Source organism: Alcanivorax sp. NBRC 102024 (assembly GCF_001602235.1).
Taxonomy (GTDB): domain Bacteria; phylum Pseudomonadota; class Gammaproteobacteria; order Pseudomonadales; family Alcanivoracaceae; genus Alcanivorax.
On sequence record NZ_BDAS01000012.1, the window covers coordinates 16,494 to 34,887 of the forward strand.

Consider the following 18,394-nt stretch of genomic DNA (forward strand, 5'->3'; position numbering starts at 1 on the left):
TACTGCGCTTACTCGACCGGATTAACGCATTCGGCGCGGGAAGGTTCTTCCTTGCAGCGCACCTTGCGCAGCAGGGACATCATGTCCTTGCTGTAAACACCGTCGTTGGTCAGGGCGATACGCGCCTCGCGCATCATTTCGTCATAACGCAGCTTGTCGGCCTCGGGGATGCGGATCCACCATTTCTTGTCGACTTCGTTGTTGGCGTTCTCGATCACGGTCATGGCGCGATCGAACTGACCCAGCATGTATTTGCGGGAGCTGTCAGCAAAGCCGTCCGGGAAGCGATCTTTTTTGAGGATCACCTGGGCCGTCAATTGCCCCAGTACGTAATCGATCATGCCACCATCCGGCTGCATGCCCTTGTACAGTTCCAATGCAGAGTAGGCCGCAATGGGAGCGAAGCAGATATCCACGGAACCGTTGTTGAAACGGCCGGAGAAGTTGGTGATATCAGACATCACCGGAGACATACCCACCCGTGAGGCCATGCTGGCCTGGGCGCTGTCGTATTCCAGTACGGCGATGGATTTGCCGGAGAGCTCGCCCACGGTATCGATGGTGCGATCTTTCACGAACAGGTAGGCCGCACCCATGGGGGCAATACCACCCACTTCATAGGGGCCGGAAACCAGCTTCTCGTTGATGGAAGGGTTGCCGCTGGCCAGAACAGTGACCACGGTGCGCATGGCGTCATAGGAGGGGATGGCCCCGATGGAATCCAGGCTGCCTGTATAGTTATTGAATTGGCGGCCCCGGATGCCTGTCAGGACTGCAGCATCACACTGGCCGGCTTTCAGGTCCTCGGCGGCGATTTTCTCATCCGTGTAGGGCTTCAGCTCCAGGTCTACACCCCAGCCAAGAGCGGCGGTCTTGTAGTCCTTCATGATGTTGTAGATATCACCGTTGGCGCCAATGATATCGAACACGCACATGGACCGTTCCTCGGCGGCATGGGCGGGGCTGAATGTCAGTGCAAGTGCAGCGGTCGCTGCTGTGGTAAACGCCTTCAAATAGCGCATGGCATGTCTCCTGGTTACTTCTTAATCTAATTCAAAGCGGCCCCAAGGGGCCGCAAACAGGCTTACAGCAAATCGTCAATATTGATCGCCGGCCCGGATTTGGCGGCGTCATCCCAGAATGTCCCGAGCCCACCAATGGGGGTGCGCTTACCGGTATTTTCTGTCCATTCCCGGTCGGAAATACCCGTGACAATGAAGCCGGCAATGGCATCCATCATGGAGTACTCCGGATCCAGATTCTGGTCGTTGGCGGCAAAGTCACGGATTGCCTTGCGCATACGCTCGTCATCGCCCTTGCTGAAGGCGCTCATGGCGTAAAGGGCGCTACCCAGTCGAACACCGCCATCGAAGCCGGCCTTGGCAGAGGCTTCCAGTTCTTTCCACGGCTCGGCGTTGGGCGGAGCCAGCATCGGCAGCAGGTTCCAGACTGCGGCACGGGCACCACGGGGTACGCCCCACCACTTGTCGTTCTCCAGGCACTTCATGTTGCGCTCAACCTTGGCGGCGATATCGCGGGGGACACCCACCGCGCCATCAGATGCGCCATCATTGAGCAGGGCCTGGACGCCGGAGATATTACCGATCATCCACACCAGCTCGTCGAAGTCGGTCTTCAGCTTGGGACATTCGCCTTCTTTCTGTTCACCGAAGGCGGTCTTCATGTTCTGGTAGGCGGTGTACTGGCGCTTGGCCGCAATGGCAGACCAGCGTTTCTGTTCAATACGTGCGTCCTGGGCTTCATTCACATTGCCATCCTTGACGCCACGCATGTAGCGGAGCTCGGCGTCAATGGCGATTTGTTCTGCACAGGTGGCGGCAGTGGTGTAAACCATGGCGCCCAGCTTCTCGGGATGCGAGCCGACGCGTTCAAATGCCATCAGCAGCGGGGTCTGCGCTTCGCCGGTGACACAGGCCATGCGCACATCGTCGAAGGTCAGCATGTAGGGAAGCATCTCGGAGCGGCCGAAGCTGATCAGCACGTCCCCGGTTGTCTTGTAGATGACGCCACAGCCTTGCAGAGCCATGATGGCGCCCCCTACCAGGGCCAGACGGGAATGTCGTAGCATTTTTGTCAAGGTCAGAGAACCCATTCGAAAGCTCCTTGTTATTGTTCTCGGATTAGCGCGATCAAAGGTACGAAAGTCCGCCAATTGGCACAAGTGGCAATTACAAAAAAGCCTGCAAGCAATTACAAACAATAAATTTGCTTTATGATGGAATACGTAACGTTGTGCTGCGCACCCACCGGGAAAGTAAGACTTTATTATGACTGATCATACCGATATCAAAGACATGAAAAGCTGGCTGGCGGGCGAGAGAAGTGGCGTCGCTCTGGCGATGAATACTGCCCGTGGCGGCCTGCGCATCCTGGAAACCCTCGGGGTGGTGGGGCGCCAGGGGCTTAACTGGATGCTCGGCGATCGCCCGCCAGTACCGGCTTTGCTGCGTACTACCTTTGAATCCCTGGGTACCACGTACATCAAGCTGGGCCAGTTTATTGCCAGTTCCCCATCGATTTTCCCGGAAGAGTATGTGGTGGAATTCCAGCGCTGTCTGGACCGTACCCCGGCACTGCCGTTTCACTATATCCGTGAAACGGTCGAGAAAGAGCTGGGGAAGCCCCTGGAGTCGCTATATCAATCCGTGGACCCCAAGCCATTGGCCAGTGCGTCCATTGCGCAAGTTCATGCGGCGAAGCTCAAAAACGGACAGGATGTGGTGATCAAGGTTCAGCGCCCCGGTGTGCGCAATGTGCTGCTGACCGATTTCAATTTTCTCTACTTTGCGGCCCGGGTTACCGAACGTCTGGCTCCCGGGCTGTCCCGCTCTGCCATTTCCGGAGTGATCGAGGAGTTGCAGGCCGGCATGCTGGAGGAGTGCGACTTCATCAAGGAAGCCCATAACCTGCAGGCATTCAATGCGTTTCTGCGAGATACCGGCAACACGTCAGCGGTAGCACCGGACCCGGTCATGACCCACACCACCGGCAAGGTGCTGACCATGGAGCGCTTCTTCGGGGTGCCGCTGACGGACATGAACGTCCTGCGGCAATATACCGATGATCCGGCGGAAACCCTGATCTCTGCCCTGAATACCTGGTTTTCCAGCCTGATGCTGTGCGATTTCTTCCATGCGGATGTACATGCTGGCAATTTGATGTTACTGGAGGACGGTCGGGTCGGGTTCATCGATTTCGGGATTGTCGGTCGAATCCGCCGTGAAGCCTGGGACGGCATGGCCAAGTTCTTTGACGCCATTGGCCGAGGGGATATCCGCCAAATGGCAGAGGCCATGGCGATCATCGGCATGACCCGCGAGGAAGTGGATGTGGCCGCCCTGGCACGGGATATCGAAAGCCTGCAAGGGGCACTGGGCCAGGTTGACCCGTCCGCTCTGGTGCAGGCGGATCGCAATGACAAGGAAGTGAACCGCCTGCTCATGGATCTGGTGAAGATTGGTGAAGGCCACGGGATTCGCTTCCCGCGCGAATTTGCCCTGTTGCTCAAGCAATTCCTTTATTTCGATCGCTATGTGCAGGTGCTGGCGCCGGAAATGGATATGTTCAGTGATAACCGTGTGGATATGTTCGGGGCCATTGATGATATGCCGGGCGGGTTACTGCACTGAGTTGAAAGTTCAAAGTTGAAAGGTGCGAGCTTGGGCCATGCCAAACAATTATAGCTCTGTTCGCGGTCCCAAGTGTCGAGTAACGAGTTAAAAGAAGCGAAAAGCAAAACGGGGAGCCTCCAGGTTCCCCGTTCTGTTTCTGCACAGTGGCGCGGTGTCGATGGTTTTCGGTTAGCTCCGAGCCCGCTCGCGTTTCAACTTTAAACTTTCCACTCGCAACTGCCTTTATTCCACCGGATTGGCACATTCCCCTTTCGACGGATTGAGTTTGCAGCGAATCTTGCGTTGCAGCGTCAGCATCTCGGCATCGTAGTAGCCTTTTTCGCGCAGGGTCAGGCGGGCTTCCTGCATCATGGTTTCGTATTCGCGCTTATCCGCTGCGGGAATTTCGATCCACCAGTGATCGGGCACCTTGGCCGCTTCCTGGTCCAGGCGTTCCTTGATCAGGTGATAGCTGTTGAAGAACTCTTCGCGCACCAGCTGGGCCACTTCATTGGGAAATTTGTCCTTGCGACCAATCAGCTGCATGGTGATCTGCGCCAGCGGATAATTGATGATGCCGCCGTCCGGTGACATGCCTTTGTACAATTCCAGGATTTCATAGGCCACCAACGGCGCTGCCAATACATCGACGACCCCGTTGTTGAATTTGTTGGGGGCAGAGACGATATCCGAGGCAACCGGCGTGGCGCCGATCTGCGACACCATTTCCGCCTGGGTGGGGTCATAGTCCAGTACCGCGACCCGCTTGCCTGCAGCATTGGCCAGGGTGTTGATGGTCCTGTCGTTGACGAAGACATAGGCGCCGCCGGCAGATGCGAGACCCAGGACGACATATTCACCGCTGACCATCTTGTCAGCGGATTTCGGGCTGGCCATAACCTGCAGCAGAATCTTCATGTGCTCGTCGCTGGGCAGACCGCCGATGGAATCAATGGTGCCGGTATACTTGTTGAACAGGCGGCCACGCAGACCGCTCATCAGCGCTGCATCACAGATGCCGGCTTTCAGATCTTCTGCCACCACGCTTTCATTGGTGTAAGCCTGTATATCCAGATCCACACCATATTCGAGCAGACGGGTACGCTGGTCTTCGGCGGCCTTGTAGATCGGTCCGGCACGGCCGGCAATATCCCAGATGCAAATACGTCGTTTGAGGGGTTCGCCCATACTGAAGCCAGCCACTTTCTGCATGGCCTGGATACGATCGTCCAGGCTGCGGTCCTGGTCGTAGGCAATGGCACGCAGCTTGTCAGCCAGTTCCGGGGTGAGCGATACCCCCGGGGCGAACTTTTCCAGTTCGGCCTGTTGCGCCGGCGTCAGGTTCAGGGCGTTGTCTGCGTTGGCGGAGAAAGCGCCAATCAGCAGTGGGAGAATGAGCAGATGGCGAAAGAATGTCACGGGGCCTCCATGGGCATTTTCTTGTTTGATTCCGAAGCGACAACTTCAGATTGATAGCCCATTGTGACAGTCGTGACCGGTGAGTCGCTGGCTGGCCAGCCGGGGTGGCTGGCCGCGATGCCAACTGAGGGGGCTGGGTGAGAGTTATTCCGTCTCCTGGCTGCACTCCGGGCGAAGGGGGTCCAGCTTGCAGCGGATACGCTTCATGATTCTCAACATGGTGGCGTCGTAGTACCCGCTTTCCCGGAGTTTCATGCGGGCGGCACGCATCATGCTGTCATATTCCTGTTTTTCGCCATGGTCTACCTGGATCCACCATTTTTCGGGGATGTTGCCCGCTTCTTTTTCCAGTGCCTTCTGGATAGAGGAAAAGCTGTCCGCGGCCACCTCACGAATGACGGCGGCGAACGCCGGCGGGAAACGATCGGTATGGCCAATCAGCTGGGCGGTGAGCTGCACGATGGGGTAGTCAACGATGCCGCCGTCGGGCTCCATGCCCTTGTAAAGTTCCAGCACCTGATAGGCAACCAGGGGGGCGGGTAGTACGTCCACGCTGCCGTTGTTGAACTGGTTGGGGGCGGTGGCAAGCGTGGTGGCCACCGGGGTGGCGCCGATCTGGGCAACCATCTTCGACTGGCCGGGATCAAAATCCAGTACGGCGATTTTTTTGCCGGCAACCCGCTCCAGCGAATTCAGCTTGTTGTCATTGACAAACAGGTAGGCGGCACCGGCTGGTGTGACGGCCAGTGTCAGATATTTATTGCTTACCATGTTTTCACTGAGCTGAGGCAATGCGATGGACTTCATCAGCATGTCCATATGCTTCAGTGAAGGCAGAGCGCCGATGGCATCAATGGTGCCACTGAAACGATTGAACTGGCGGGCGCGAAAACCGCTCATCAAGGCGGCGTCACATTGGCCATTTTTCAATGACGCGACCATGGCACCTTCGTTGGTGAAGGCTTCCAGGCTGATATCAATTTTATAGCGCAGCAAATCCAGGCGCAGGTTGGTGGCCCCATTGAAAATGGGGCCGGAGCGGCCGGACAGATCCCACAAGCAGATGTGACGCTTGAGCATCTCATCCGGGCCCAGTCCCATTTCCTCTCGTGCCTCTGCCAGATGCTGCTGCTGTTTGGGCGTCAGTGTCAGGGCCTGACTGGTGCTGGCGAAAGTGAGCAGTGCAGAGCCCGCAAGCGCGGCGAAAAATGTGCGGTACTTCCCCATGACGTTTCCTTTGTCATTCGTTTTGATGCTTATAGCATGCGAAAGAGAAGGGAAGTTTTACCGCCTGTATGACAATTGTACGCGGCGCCAACATGACGCCGCGTCATTACCTATTCAGTGATGCTGCACTCGGAGCGGGTGGGATCGAACTTGCAGCGGATCTTGCGCTGCAGGCTGAGCATGTCGGCGCTGTAATATTCCTGGGCACGCAATGCATCGCGGGCATCCTGCATCATCACTTCGTATTCCCGCTTGTCCTTGTCCGGAATGGCAATCATCCAGCGATCAGGAACCCGGCGGGTTTCCTGTTCGATGCGTTTGATCACTTCCGGGTAGGCCTCAAAGGAGGCTTCACGAATCAGTTGTGCCACTTCGTTGGGAAACTTGTCCAGGCGGCCGATCAACTGCATGGACAGTTGCGTCAGCGGATAGTCCACCACACCGCCATCCGGGCTCATGCCTTTGTAGAGTTCCAGAAGTTCATACGCGACCAGGGGAGCGGGCAGAATATCAATCTGACCGTTGTTGAACTTGTTGGGGGCGCTGACGATATCGGTGGTCACCGGCGTGGCACCAATGGCCGCCACCATTTCCGCCTGGGTCTCATCATAATCCAGCACCGCAACCCGCTTGCCGGCGGCTTTGGCCAGGGAGCTGATGCTTCTGTCGTTGACAAAAATATGCGCGGCGCCCGCCGGGAAGATTCCCATCACCACATAGTCGCCTTGCACCATATGGCCGGCCTGCCTCGGATGCGACAGGACCTGAAGCAGGGTTTGCATATGCTTCTGGGAAGGCACGGCGCCGATGGCATCCACACTGCCGCTGTACAGGTTGAACTGGCGGGCACGCAGTCCGCTCATCAGGGCAGCATCGCAACGACCGGCCTTGAATTCATCGACCATCACGGTTTCGTTGGTATAGGGCACCATGTCCAGATTGATGCCGTATTCCACGGCCAGGGCCCGCTGTTCCATGGCCGCGTTGAACACAGGTCCGTTGCGTCCGGCAATGTCCCAGATGCAGATAGTGCGTTTCAGCGTGCTGCCGGCGGGCATCTGGTCCAGTCCCACCATCTGGCTGATGGCTTTTAGTCGGCTGCGAACCGGCATCTCTCTGGTGTAAAACACGTCCTCGAGTTTTTCCAGAGTGGAATCGTTCAGCGTCACTCCGGGTAACAGGGTCTGGAGTTGCTGTTTCTGGGCCTGGGTCAGATTGGCTGCGCTCAGCGATGAGCACAACAGACCAAGCAGAAAGAAAAGAGTAATCGGGCTGCGCATGGTGATCTCCCTGATGCCGCATTCTTGTTATGAGCAATACGTTTAACACGCGCTTGCAGAATAGGGGAGAGCTTTGGCGCAGGGGGTGGCCGCGTTACGGCCAGCGACGGCAAAACGGTCAATGGTGGCAAGGAAATCTATTCGGTATAGAGTAAGACGTTTGCCGTAGCAGCGTCGCTGGTGGCCCGTAGCATAGTTTCGAGGTGCGAGTTGCGAGAAGCGAAAACCGGGCCTTCCCGAATGTCGAGTTTATGCCTTTCGGAACTCGTTTCTCGTGACTCGTCACTTCTTCAATCGCGCCGCCAGCGACGCGCCAACAGGACGTCCTGTTACTTAGGCTGTGCGTCGATGGATTCCCCGTTCACATCACGGCTGTCCGGGCCCAGCAGGAACAGGTAGGGGGCCATGATCTCGTCCGGTGTTTTCAGTGTCTGAGGATCCTCGCCCGGGTAGGCCTGGGCACGCATGTCCGTGCGGGTGCCACCGGGGTTGACGGTGTTGACGCGGATGTTACTGGTATTTTCCAGCTCCTCGGCGAAGACCTGGGCCAGGTTTTCTGTGGCGGCCTTGGAGACCGCATAGGCGCCCCAGAAGGCCCGCCCCTTACGCCCCACGCTGGAGGAGGTGAACAGCAGGCGTGCATCGTCGCTGGCGCGCAGTAGCGGCAACATGGCCTGGGTCAGGTAGAAGGCACTGTTTACATTCACCTGCATGACCGAGTCCCAGGTGCCGACGCCATAGCGCTCCAGCGGGGTGATGTCGCCAAGCACGGAAGCGTTATGCAGGATGCCATCCAGGCGGCCGAATTCTTTGTCGAACAGTCCCGCCAGTTCCTGGAAGTCCTCCGGCCGGGCCACCGCCAGGTTGACTGGCGCCAGGGCCGGTTCCGGGCCACCCGCGGCCTTGATCTCATCGTAGACCTTTTCCAGCTTTTCCGGGGTGCGACCCAGCAGGATCACGGTGGCGCCGTGGCGGGCCAGGGTCAGGGCGGCGCAGCGCCCAATGCCGGCGCCGGCGCCGGTAACCAGAATGATGCGGTCCTTGAAGGCATCGGCAGGGCACTGGTAAGCCAGTGCCTGTGCATTCACGGATGACAGCTCGCTCATGCCGTACTCCCAGTGTTCATGGTTTGTAGCAGGGGCAGCAGATCGCTGCCCTGTTCCAGATAATAGTCCGCCTGCCAGCCGTGGGGGTCATCGTCCGCGTCGATATAGCCAAAGGCTGCCACGGCGGTGGACATGCCGGCATTCTGGCCGGCCTGGATGTCACGCAGGTGATCGCCCACGTAGAGGCAATGGGCCGGATTGACCCCGTCCCGCCGGGCCGCCATTAACAGACCCTCCGGGGCCGGCTTGCGCTGTTTGACATGGTCCGGGCAGATGACCGCGCCGACACGTTGTGCCAGGCCAAGCCCGGCCAGCACCGGCCCGGTGAACCGTGAAGGCTTGTTGGTGACAATGCCCCAGGGCAAGCCATTGGCCTCAAGCCAGTCCAGGGTTTCCGCCATGCCTGGAAACAGGCAGGTGTCCACGGCCAGGTGCTGTTCGTAGGCGTCCAGCAGTTGCTCCAGTAGCGGGGGGAATTCCGCATCCTCGGGTCCCACGCCGAATCCCAGTTCGGTGAGGGCACGGGCGCCATTGGACACATTGGCGCGTACCGCAGAATAGCTGACCTCAGGCCGGCCATGTTGTTTCAGCAGGGTATTGAGCACCGTATAAAAATCCGGTGCGGTATCAATCAGTGTACCGTCCAGATCAAAATAAACGGCTTCAAGCTTGTTCATACATTCTCTCTACAGTCCCCTGCAGGAGCGCCGCTTGAGGCGCGAAACGAGCGAAGCGAGTAACGAGGTTCGAGTTGCGAAAAGCAAACCGATTGTGCTTTTCGCAACTCGTTACTCGTACCTCGAAACTGTTTTTTCGCGCCTCAAGCGGCGCTCCTGCAGGGAGAAATTTATTCGCCTTTGACAGCGTGCATCAGGTAGTTCACCGACACATCCCGGTTCAGCTTGTACACCTGGGTCAGCGGGTTGTAGACCATACCGGTGGTGTCTTTCACTTCCAGGCCTGCGTCCCGGGCCCAGCCCGCCAGCTCCGAGGGTTTGATCAGCTTGGCGTATTCGTGGGTACCGCGAGGCAGCAATCGCAGCACATATTCGGCACCGACGATGGCAAACAGGAAGGCCTTGGGATTACGGTTGATGGTGCTGAAGAAAATCTGTCCGCCGGGTTTCACCAGAGCCGCACAGGCGCGAATCACGGATGACGGGTCGGGCACGTGTTCCAGCATTTCCAGACAGGTCACCACGTCGTACTGGGCGGGCCGCTCCTGGGCGATCTGCTCCGCGGGAATCTGCCGGTATTCCACGGGCACGCCGGCCTGTTCGGCATGGATGCGTGCCACTGCCAGGGGCGCTTCCCCCATATCAATGCCGGTCACCTCGGCGCCGCGCCGGGCCATGCCCTCGGAAAGCAGGCCGCCACCGCAGCCGATATCGATGACTTTCTTGCCGGGCAGGCTGACGCGTTCGTCGATGTAGTTCAATCGCAGCGGATTGATGTCATGCAGCGGCCGGAACTCGGAATTGGGATCCCACCACTGTTCCGCCAGGGCGTTGAATTTGGCGATCTCGCCAGCGTCTACATTGGGAATCTGCGGTTGTTGTTCAGTCACTGTTGGCTCCGGCAATTTTTTCCTGCCACTGCTGGGCATTCTTGAGAATCACGGCTTCGTTCAGGGTCGTGAGTTTGCGGTTGTCCATCAGGCAACGGCCTCCCACCCAGGTATGGGTCACCTGATCGCGGCTGGCCGCATAGATCAGTTGTGCCACCGGATCATAGACCGGCTGGGTCTCCAGACGGTTCAAATCCACGGCCACCATATCCGCCTGCTTGCCAATTTCCAGTGAACCGAGCTGGTCGTCCCGGCCCAGGGCACGGGCGCCGTTCAGGGTGGCCATTTGCAGTATCTCGCTGGCGGGCAGGGCATCTGCCTGCAGACTCACACCTTTGCCCAGAAAGGCGGCGGTGCGGGCCTCGCCGATCATGTCCAGGTCGTTGTTGCTGGCGGCACCGTCGGTGCCCAGGGCCACATTGACACCGGCCCTGCGCAACGTTTCCACCGGTGCAAAACCGCTGGCCAGCTTCAGGTTGGATTCCGGACAGTGCACCACCTGGGTGCCGGTTTCTGCCACCAGCGCAATTTCGTCTTCGGTAAGCTGGGTCATATGCACCGCCAGCAGGCGCGGCGACAGCAGGCCCAGATTCTTCAGGCGAGTGAGTGGCCGCTCACCGGTGTTGCCCACCGCCATCTGGATCTCTCCGGCGGTTTCGTGCACGTGCATCATCATCGGCACGTCCAGTTCCTCGGCCAGGGTCAGCACCTTCTGCAGCGGGCCATCGGACACGGTATAGGGCGCGTGGGGGCCGAAACCGATCTGGATGCGCGGATCATGGCGCCACTCGTCCATGGCATCGGTGGCCAGGCGCAGGTAGTCCTCCGGGCCGCCGCCCATGGGGGTGGGGAAATCCAGGATTGGGCAAAACAGGCTGGCGCGCAGCCCGGCTTCCACGGTGGCGCGGGCGGCGCTGGCCGGGAAGAAGTACTGATCAGCAAAGCAGGTGGTACCGGAGCGGATCATTTCCGCCGCTGCCAGCCGGGTGCCGTCGAAGACAAACTGTTCGCTGACGAACTGGCCTTCCGCCGGCCAGATATGCTTTTCCAGCCAGGTCATCAGCGGCAGGTCATCGGCGATGCCGCGCAGCAGGTTCATGGCCGCATGGGTATGGGCATTGATCAGGCCCGGGATCAGCAGGTGACTGTCCAGCCGCTGGACTGTCTCGGCCTGCCACTTCTCATTGGCCAGTGCGCTGGGCAGCAGGTCGACAATCTGGCCATCACGGACGACCAGGGCATGGTGTTCCAGTACCTCGGCATGGGGCGCCTGATTCTGCGCAACCGGGGCAATCCAGCGGGCGTGGACGATCAGGTCAGCCTGATTGTCGCTCATGCACAACTCCTTGAAGAGGGTGGGGCAATTTTCGCCGCAGTATAGCGTGTCAGAGGCGCTCTTGCCCTTGTTTGGTCGCCTCTGCATCAATGGCGTCTGACTATGGCGCCGAAGCCCTCCGGGTGTGCTATCATCCGGGGCTTTTCCGGGCTTCGTGCCAGAAGCGGGAATGTACGCCCGGTCCGCCGCTGTCGGCAGCGAGCGGGCTGCTATAAGAACAGACTGCACAGGGTGCCATGGGCACGCTGTGAAATCGGCCCCGATCCGGGGCCGGCTTGGGAAAGCCGCAGGGGCTTTTCCGATACTTGTGGAAAGTAAGGATCGCTATGACGGATCTCGCCAGAGAAGTTACCCCGGTCAACATCGAAGACGAACTCAAGCAGTCGTACCTGGATTACGCCATGAGCGTGATTGTGGGACGGGCACTGCCGGACGTGCGCGACGGCCTCAAGCCGGTGCACCGCCGGGTGCTGTTCGCCATGCACGAGCTGAACAACGACTGGAACAAGCCCTACAAGAAGTCTGCCCGTGTGGTCGGTGACGTAATCGGTAAGTACCACCCCCATGGTGACTCCGCCGTGTACGACACCATCGTGCGGATGGCGCAGCCGTTTTCCCTGCGCTACATGCTGGTGGATGGCCAGGGTAACTTCGGTTCCATCGACGGGGATTCCGCTGCCGCCATGCGTTACACCGAAGTGCGCATGGCCAAGATCGCCCACGAACTGCTGGCCGATCTGGACAAGGAAACCGTGGATTTCGTCGACAACTACGACGGCACGGAAAAGATTCCCGATGTGATGCCCACCCGGGTGCCCAATCTGCTGGTAAACGGCTCCTCCGGTATAGCCGTGGGCATGGCCACCAATATTCCGCCCCATAACCTGGGCGAAGTGGTGGATGGCTGTCTGGCGTTGATCGATGACGACAGCCTGACGCCGGACGACCTGATGGAATACATCAAGGGCCCGGATTTCCCCACCGCCGGCATCATTAATGGCCGCGCCGGGATTGTGCAGGCCTACCGCACCGGCCGTGGCCGCGTGTACATGCGCGCCCGCGCCGAAATCGAGCAGACTGACAAGAGTGGCAAGGAAGCCATCATTGTTCACGAGATCCCCTATCAGGTGAACAAGGCACGGTTGATCGAGAAGATCGCCGAGCTGGTGAAAGACAAGAAGATCGAAGGCATCACCGAGCTGCGTGACGAGTCCGATAAGGAAGGCATGCGCATCGTGATCGAGCTGCGCCGTGGCGAAAACGCGGAAGTGGTGCTGAACAATCTCTATCAGCAGACCCAGATGGAGACGGTTTTCGGTATCAACACCGTGGCATTGGTCGATGGCCAGCCGAAGACCCTGAACCTGCGCGAATTGCTGGATGCCTTTATCCGTCACCGCCGGGAAGTGGTGACCCGTCGTACCGTATTCGAGCTGCGCAAGGCCCGGGAAAAGGCCCACCTGCTGGAAGGTCTGGCAGTGGCGCTGAGCAACATCGATCCGGTGATCGAGCTGATCAAGGGCTCTCCCAGCGGCGCGGAAGCCAAAGAGAAGTTGTTGGCCAAGGGCTGGACTCCCGGCGACGTGATGCAAATGCTGGAGCGTGCCGGTGGTGAAAATGCGGCCCGTCCGGATGGCCTGGACGAGCAGTACGGCCTGCGTGAGGGCCTGTATTACCTGAGCCCGGAACAGGCCCAGGCGATCCTGGATCTGCGCCTGCAGAAGCTGACGGGCCTGGAGCGGGAAAAACTGATCAGTGATTATCAGGAGCTGCTGGAGCAGATTGCCGAGCTGATGCTGATCCTGGCGGACCCGCAGCGCCTGATGCAGGTCATTCGTGACGAGCTGAAAGCGATCCGCGAGGAATATGCGGACGAGCGCCGTTCCGAAATCGTCACGTCCCGTCTCGATCTGAGCATGGAAGACCTGATCGCTGAAGAAACCGTGGTGGTGACCCTGTCCAATGGGGGTTACGCCAAGATGCAGCCTATCGACACCTACCGGGCCCAGAAGCGCGGTGGTCGCGGCAAGTCCGCTGGTCAGCTGAAGGATGAGGATTACGTGGAGCACCTGCTGGTGGCGGGTACCCACGACACCCTGTTGCTGTTCACTGACGCGGGCAAGGTGTTCTGGTTGCGTACCTTCGAGCTGCCCCAGGGTGGTCGCGCGTCCCGTGGCAAGCCCATCGTCAATCTGCTGCCGGCCCTGGGCAATGACGAACGCATTACCGCCATCCTGCGTCTGGACGCGGAAATGGTGCGTCAGCAGAAAGCCGCCGGCGTGGAAACGGAAGCGGACGAAGACGATGTGATTGATGCGGATGAGGTGATCGACGAGACGGTAGACGGCGATGAGGCCGAGGCCGTGGTCGATACCGTGCCGGGTCCGTTTATTTTCATGGCCACCTCCAGCGGCATCGTCAAGCGTACTGCCCTGGCCAACTTTGCCCGTCCGCGCAGCTCCGGCCTGATCGCCGTGAAGCTGCAGGAAGGCGAACATCTGGTGAATGTGGCCATTACCCACGGCGATGAAGATGTGATGCTGGTGGCGCGCAACGGCAAGGCCGTGCGTTTCCATCAGTCCAAGGTGCGCGTCATGAGCCGTCTGGCTCGTGGTGTGCGTGGCATCAAGCTGGCCGAAGGGGTGGACGTGATTTCCCTGATCGTGCCGCAGGAAGAGGGCCAGATCCTGACCGCTTCCGAAAATGGCTACGGCAAGCGTACCCCGCTCACCGAGTACCCCACCAAAGGCCGTGGTGGCCAGGGTGTGATTGCCATGGTGATCAACGAGCGTAACGGTGAACTGGTCGGTGCCACCCAGGTGTTCGGTGGCGAGGACATCATGCTGATTTCCAACCAGGGCACCCTGGTGCGTACCGGTGTGGACCAGATCAGTACGTCCGGCCGTAACACCCAGGGCGTGCGCCTGATTCGTCTGGGCGAGGGCGAGAAACTGTGTGGCCTGGCCACCATCCCCGAGCTGGAAGGCGACGAGGAAGACATCGAAGAAGGTGAGGTGCTGGAAGAAGGGGATGTCACTTCTGAAGCACCGGAGTCTGACGCCTCCGACGACGCCGAGGAATAACCTGTAGGAGCGTCGCTTGCGGCGCGATTTACTCGCATCAAGCATTATCGCGCCGCGAGCGACGCTCCTACAGCGGCTTCGTATGAAACTTTAAGCAACAACCCGAGCCCGGTGTTACCGGGCTTCTTTGATTAACCGGTTTGCTACTTTCAATCTAGTCACGGAGAAAATGCATGTCCCGCGCCTATAACTTCTGCGCAGGTCCCGCGGCGCTGCCGACGGACGTTCTGGAGCAGGCCCGTCAGGAAATGCTCGACTACCAGGGCATGGGCCTGTCCATCATGGAAATGAGCCATCGGGACAAGGTGTTCGTGGAGATTGCCGAAAGGGCGGAGCAGGATCTGCGCGATCTCATGGGTATCAGCGAGGATTACGCCGTGCTGTTTCTGCAGGGCGGTGCCTCCACGCAATTTGCCATGGTGCCCATGAACCTGCTGGGCGAAGGGCAAACCGCGGATTACATCAACACCGGGCAGTGGTCGAAAAAAGCCATCAAGGAAGCGGGCCGCTACGGCAACATCAATGTGGCTGCCAGCAGTGAAGACACGCATTTCACTACCGTGCCGCCCCAGGACAGCTGGCAGTTGTCAGCCAATCCGGCCTATGTGCACTACTGCCCCAACGAAACCATCGGGGGGCTGGAGTACAGCTTTATTCCCGAGGTGGGTGACAGCCCGCTGGTGGCAGACATGAGCTCCACCATCCTTTCCCGGCCCATCGACGTGAACCGGTTCGGGCTCATTTATGCCGGCGCCCAGAAGAATATCGGCCCCGCTGGCCTGACCCTGGTCATCGTGCGCAAGGACCTGCTTGGCAAGGCCGGCGCCCATGTGCCTGCCATGCTCAACTATCAGACCCATGCGGACAATGGCAGCATGTACAACACGCCGCCCACCTACGCCTGGTATCTGGCCGGTCTGGTGTTCCAGTGGCTGAAAAAGCAGGGCGGGGTGGCCAACATGGCAGAAACCAACCAGCGCAAGGCCGAAAAGCTGTATGGTTTTATTGATAACAGTGGCTTCTACAGCAACCCGGTGGAGACAATCAGCCGCAGCTGGATGAATGTGCCCTTCGTGCTGGCCGATGCCAACCTGGACAAACAGTTCCTCAGCGAAGCGGACAAGGCCGGCCTGTTGAACCTGAAGGGCCACCGTAGCGTGGGGGGCATGCGCGCCAGTATCTACAATGCGGTACCGGAAGCCGCAGTGGATACGCTGATCGCCTTTATGGCGGACTTCGAAAAACGCAACGGCTGAGCGGGGACCGCCATGACCGAATCTCTCGAAAATTTGCGTGATCAGATCGACCAGCTGGACCAGCGGCTGCAGGACCTGCTCAACGAGCGTGCCACCCTGGCTCACAAGGTGGCCGAGGTGAAGATCGCCACGGATCCCAACCCGGTGTTCTACCGTCCGGAGCGGGAAGCCCAGGTGCTGCGCCGGGTCAAAGAGCGCAACCAGGGGCCGCTGGATGGCGAAACCATGGCGCGGTTTTTCCGTGAAATCATGAGCGCCTGCCTGGCCCTGGAACAGCGCATGAAAGTGGCTTTTCTGGGGCCGGAAGGCACCTTTACCCAGCAGGCGGCGCTCAAGCATTTCGGTCATGCGGTGGAAAGCGTCCCGCTGGGTGCCATTGATGAAGTGTTCCGGGAAGTGGAAGCCGGGGCCGCTCACTACGGGGTGGTGCCGGTGGAAAACTCCACCGAAGGGGTGGTCAACCACACCCTGGACACCTTCATGACCTCCAGCCTGAAAATCTGTGGCGAAGTGGAGCTGCGTATCCACCATCACCTGTTGGCCGGTGAACACACCCGCCGTGACAAGGTGACCCGGGTCTATTCCCATCAGCAGACCCTGGCCCAGTGCCGCCAGTGGCTGGATGCCCATATGCCGGGCGTCGAGCGCATTGCCGTCAGCTCCAACGCGGAAGCGGCCCGTCGCCTGAAGGACGAATGGAATGCCCTGGCCATTGCCGGGGAAATGGCCGAAGAGCTGTATGGCCTGGAAGCGGTGCAGCGCAACATCGAAGATCGTCCGGACAATACCACCCGCTTCATCATCATCGGCCGCCAGGACACCCCACCGTCCGGCAACGACAAGACCAGCCTGATGATCAGCGGCAAGAACCGCCCGGGCCTGCTTTATGAGGTGCTGGCACCGTTCCGGGATGAAGGTATCAACCTGACCCGGCTTGAATCCCGCCCGTCACGGACGTCCAATTGGAGTTATGTGTTCTTCGTGGACTGCGAAGGGCACAAGGAAGATGGCAAGCTGCAGCCGGTACTGGACAAGCTGGAAGCGGCCGGCAACACCATCAAGCTGCTGGGCTCGTACCCCAAGGCAGTGCTGTAGTCCGTCTTCAGGATAGTGTGACCGTAGGAGCCATGCTCGCATGGCGAAGGTTTCGGTAATTCGCCATGCAAGCATGGCTCCTACAGTGGTTTTGAGGCGTGCTTGGTGAAGATGCCCGTGGATGGCACCAAGCGCCAAGCGTTAGATAGAGCCCATTGAATTCGCCAGGCGTGCCGCTCAGGCAGGCAAAGGAGTCATCATGACTTGCGATTACATCGAACTCGCCAACAGTGGCGTTCAGCAGCTCAAGCCCTATGAACCTGGCAAGCCTATTGAGGAGCTGGAGCGGGAGCTGGGCCTCACCGACATCGTCAAACTGGCCAGCAACGAAAACCCTCTGGGCGCCAGTCACGAGGCCCTGCATGCACTCAAACACCTGCATGAGCTGCACCTGTACCCGGATGGCGCGGGTTTTTCCCTGAAGGCGGCGTTGGCGGAAAAGCTGGGGGTGCAAACCCGTCAGCTGACCCTGGGAAACGGCTCCAACGATGTGCTGGACCTGATCGCCCGGGCCTACCTGCAGCCCGGCGATGAAGCGATTTTTTCCGAGTATGCCTTTGCGGTGTATCCGCTGGTGACCCTGGCCTGTAATGCCATGCCGGTGGCAGTGCCGTCCAATCTCTATGGCCACGATCTGGCCGCCATGGCCGAGGCGGTGACTGAACGCACCCGGGTGATTTTCGTGGCAAACCCGAACAACCCCACGGGCACCTGGTTTAACGCCCACGCCCTGGACGAGTTCCTGTCGCGCATCCCGGAGCGGGTGATCGTGGTGCTGGACGAGGCCTACTTCGAATATGTGGAAGAAAGCCACTACCCGAATGGCATCGAGCGCCTGCAAAAATACCCGAACCTGGTGGTAACGCGGACTTTTTCCAAGATCCATGGCCTGGCCGGCCTGCGTATCGGCTATGGCGTCTCTAATCCGCAGATTGCCGATGTGCTGAACCGGGTGCGCCAGCCGTTCAACGTCAATACTCCGGCCATGGTGGCAGCCGAAGCCGCCTTGTCCGATGACGATCACATCGAGAACTCCCGCAGTGAAAACACCAGCGGCCTGGTGCAAATCGCGGAGGGCTTGCAAAAGCTCCATCTTGAGCAGATTCCCTCGGTGGCCAACTTCATCGCTTTCGACTGTGGCCGCGACGCCATGCCGGTGTACCAGGCGTTGTTGCGCGAAGGCGTGATTGTGCGTCCTCTGGGAGGCTACGGCATGCCGAACTTCCTGCGCGTGACCGTGGGCACCAGCCGCGAGAACGAGCGTTTCTTGCAAGCCCTCAAACATGTGTTGAAGGAAATGGCGGATGGGTAATGCCAAAACCTTGGAAATGCCCGCTGTAGGAGCACCTCTTGAGGTGCGAACCTGCTTGCGGCATGCCGTGCCAGATTCGGT

The 18,394-nt window shown here is 59.3% G+C and carries 14 protein-coding genes; 5 read left to right on the forward strand and 9 right to left on the reverse strand.

Annotation, left to right across the window (positions count from 1 at the left end):
• Positions 1-8 precede the first annotated feature (8 nt).
• Together A0251_RS15190 and A0251_RS15195 are read right to left on the reverse strand one after the other, a co-directional pair.
• Entirely contained in the window at positions 9-1,022 is a 1,014-nt protein-coding gene (locus A0251_RS15190) for a putative solute-binding protein (RefSeq protein WP_062817686.1), read from the reverse strand.
• 62 nt (positions 1,023-1,084) lie between these two features.
• Complete coding sequence (locus A0251_RS15195; protein ID WP_062817687.1) at positions 1,085-2,113, reverse strand: hypothetical protein; 1,029 nt, start codon at positions 2,111-2,113, stop codon at positions 1,085-1,087.
• Between the two features lie 175 nt (positions 2,114-2,288).
• On the opposite strand from A0251_RS15195, the gene A0251_RS15200 reads away from it, so the two are divergent.
• Entirely contained in the window at positions 2,289-3,650 is a 1,362-nt protein-coding gene (locus tag A0251_RS15200) for an AarF/ABC1/UbiB kinase family protein (RefSeq protein WP_082810925.1), read from the forward strand.
• Positions 3,651-3,875: 225 nt separating this feature from the next.
• On the opposite strand, the gene A0251_RS15205 is transcribed toward A0251_RS15200, so the two are convergent.
• From A0251_RS15205 to A0251_RS15235, 7 genes are all read right to left on the reverse strand, one after another.
• Complete coding sequence (locus A0251_RS15205; RefSeq protein ID WP_062817688.1) at positions 3,876-5,051, reverse strand: putative solute-binding protein; 1,176 nt, start codon at positions 5,049-5,051, stop codon at positions 3,876-3,878.
• 144 nt (positions 5,052-5,195) lie between these two features.
• A complete protein-coding gene (locus tag A0251_RS15210) occupies positions 5,196-6,278 on the reverse strand; it encodes a putative solute-binding protein (RefSeq protein ID WP_062817689.1) in 1,083 nt (360 codons plus the stop codon).
• A gap of 110 nt (positions 6,279-6,388) precedes the next feature.
• Positions 6,389-7,558: a putative solute-binding protein gene (locus tag A0251_RS15215; protein WP_062817690.1), complete on the reverse strand. Its 1,170-nt coding sequence runs from the start codon at positions 7,556-7,558 to the stop codon at positions 6,389-6,391.
• Between the two features lie 329 nt (positions 7,559-7,887).
• The gene (locus A0251_RS15220; RefSeq protein WP_062817691.1) at positions 7,888-8,664 is read right to left on the reverse strand and encodes a YciK family oxidoreductase; all 777 of its coding nucleotides are present in this window, start codon (positions 8,662-8,664) and stop codon (positions 7,888-7,890) included.
• Positions 8,661-9,341, reverse strand: coding sequence for an HAD-IA family hydrolase (locus tag A0251_RS15225; protein WP_062817692.1), 681 nt, complete (start codon positions 9,339-9,341; stop codon positions 8,661-8,663). The genes A0251_RS15220 and A0251_RS15225 overlap by 4 nt, the downstream gene beginning before the upstream one ends.
• 170 nt (positions 9,342-9,511) lie before the next feature.
• On the reverse strand, positions 9,512-10,210 hold the full coding sequence (gene ubiG / locus A0251_RS15230) for a bifunctional 2-polyprenyl-6-hydroxyphenol methylase/3-demethylubiquinol 3-O-methyltransferase UbiG (protein ID WP_062817725.1): 699 nt from the start codon (positions 10,208-10,210) through the stop codon (positions 9,512-9,514).
• Positions 10,211-10,223: 13 nt separating this feature from the next.
• The gene (locus A0251_RS15235; protein ID WP_062817693.1) at positions 10,224-11,567 is read right to left on the reverse strand and encodes a TRZ/ATZ family hydrolase; all 1,344 of its coding nucleotides are present in this window, start codon (positions 11,565-11,567) and stop codon (positions 10,224-10,226) included.
• Between the two features lie 326 nt (positions 11,568-11,893).
• Here A0251_RS15235 and gyrA point away from each other — a divergent pair, with 326 nt between their 5' ends.
• The 4 genes from gyrA (at position 11,894) to hisC (ending at position 18,313) form a co-directional block, all read left to right on the forward strand.
• Complete coding sequence (gyrA, locus tag A0251_RS15240) at positions 11,894-14,650, forward strand: DNA gyrase subunit A (RefSeq protein WP_062817694.1); 2,757 nt, start codon at positions 11,894-11,896, stop codon at positions 14,648-14,650.
• Positions 14,651-14,823: 173 nt separating this feature from the next.
• Complete coding sequence (gene serC, locus A0251_RS15245; RefSeq protein WP_062817695.1) at positions 14,824-15,906, forward strand: 3-phosphoserine/phosphohydroxythreonine transaminase; 1,083 nt, start codon at positions 14,824-14,826, stop codon at positions 15,904-15,906.
• A gap of 12 nt (positions 15,907-15,918) precedes the next feature.
• Positions 15,919-17,001 (forward strand): prephenate dehydratase, encoded by a 1,083-nt coding sequence (pheA, locus tag A0251_RS15250; RefSeq protein ID WP_062817696.1) that lies wholly within the window; start codon positions 15,919-15,921, stop codon positions 16,999-17,001.
• A gap of 199 nt (positions 17,002-17,200) precedes the next feature.
• Positions 17,201-18,313 carry a histidinol-phosphate transaminase gene (hisC, locus tag A0251_RS15255; protein WP_062817697.1) on the forward strand — a complete coding sequence of 371 codons (1,113 nt, stop codon included), beginning with the start codon at positions 17,201-17,203 and terminating at the stop codon, positions 18,311-18,313.
• Positions 18,314-18,394 lie beyond the last annotated feature (81 nt).

What these genes read in the sequence shown, in the direction of transcription:
- A0251_RS15190 (WP_062817686.1), bottom strand. Translation starts at nt 1,022, where the DNA reads ATGCGCTATTTGAAGGCGTTTACCACAGCAGCGACCGCTGCACTTGCA.
- A0251_RS15195 (WP_062817687.1), bottom strand. Translation starts at nt 2,113, where the DNA reads ATGGGTTCTCTGACCTTGACAAAAATGCTACGACATTCCCGTCTGGCC.
- A0251_RS15200 (WP_082810925.1), top strand. Translation starts at nt 2,289, where the DNA reads ATGACTGATCATACCGATATCAAAGACATGAAAAGCTGGCTGGCGGGC.
- A0251_RS15210 (WP_062817689.1), bottom strand. Translation starts at nt 6,278, where the DNA reads ATGGGGAAGTACCGCACATTTTTCGCCGCGCTTGCGGGCTCTGCACTG.
- A0251_RS15215 (WP_062817690.1), bottom strand. Translation starts at nt 7,558, where the DNA reads ATGCGCAGCCCGATTACTCTTTTCTTTCTGCTTGGTCTGTTGTGCTCA.
- A0251_RS15220 (WP_062817691.1), bottom strand. Translation starts at nt 8,664, where the DNA reads ATGAGCGAGCTGTCATCCGTGAATGCACAGGCACTGGCTTACCAGTGC.
- A0251_RS15225 (WP_062817692.1), bottom strand. Translation starts at nt 9,341, where the DNA reads ATGAACAAGCTTGAAGCCGTTTATTTTGATCTGGACGGTACACTGATT.
- A0251_RS15235 (WP_062817693.1), bottom strand. Translation starts at nt 11,567, where the DNA reads ATGAGCGACAATCAGGCTGACCTGATCGTCCACGCCCGCTGGATTGCC.
- gyrA (WP_062817694.1), top strand. Translation starts at nt 11,894, where the DNA reads ATGACGGATCTCGCCAGAGAAGTTACCCCGGTCAACATCGAAGACGAA.
- serC (WP_062817695.1), top strand. Translation starts at nt 14,824, where the DNA reads ATGTCCCGCGCCTATAACTTCTGCGCAGGTCCCGCGGCGCTGCCGACG.
- pheA (WP_062817696.1), top strand. Translation starts at nt 15,919, where the DNA reads ATGACCGAATCTCTCGAAAATTTGCGTGATCAGATCGACCAGCTGGAC.
- hisC (WP_062817697.1), top strand. Translation starts at nt 17,201, where the DNA reads ATGACTTGCGATTACATCGAACTCGCCAACAGTGGCGTTCAGCAGCTC.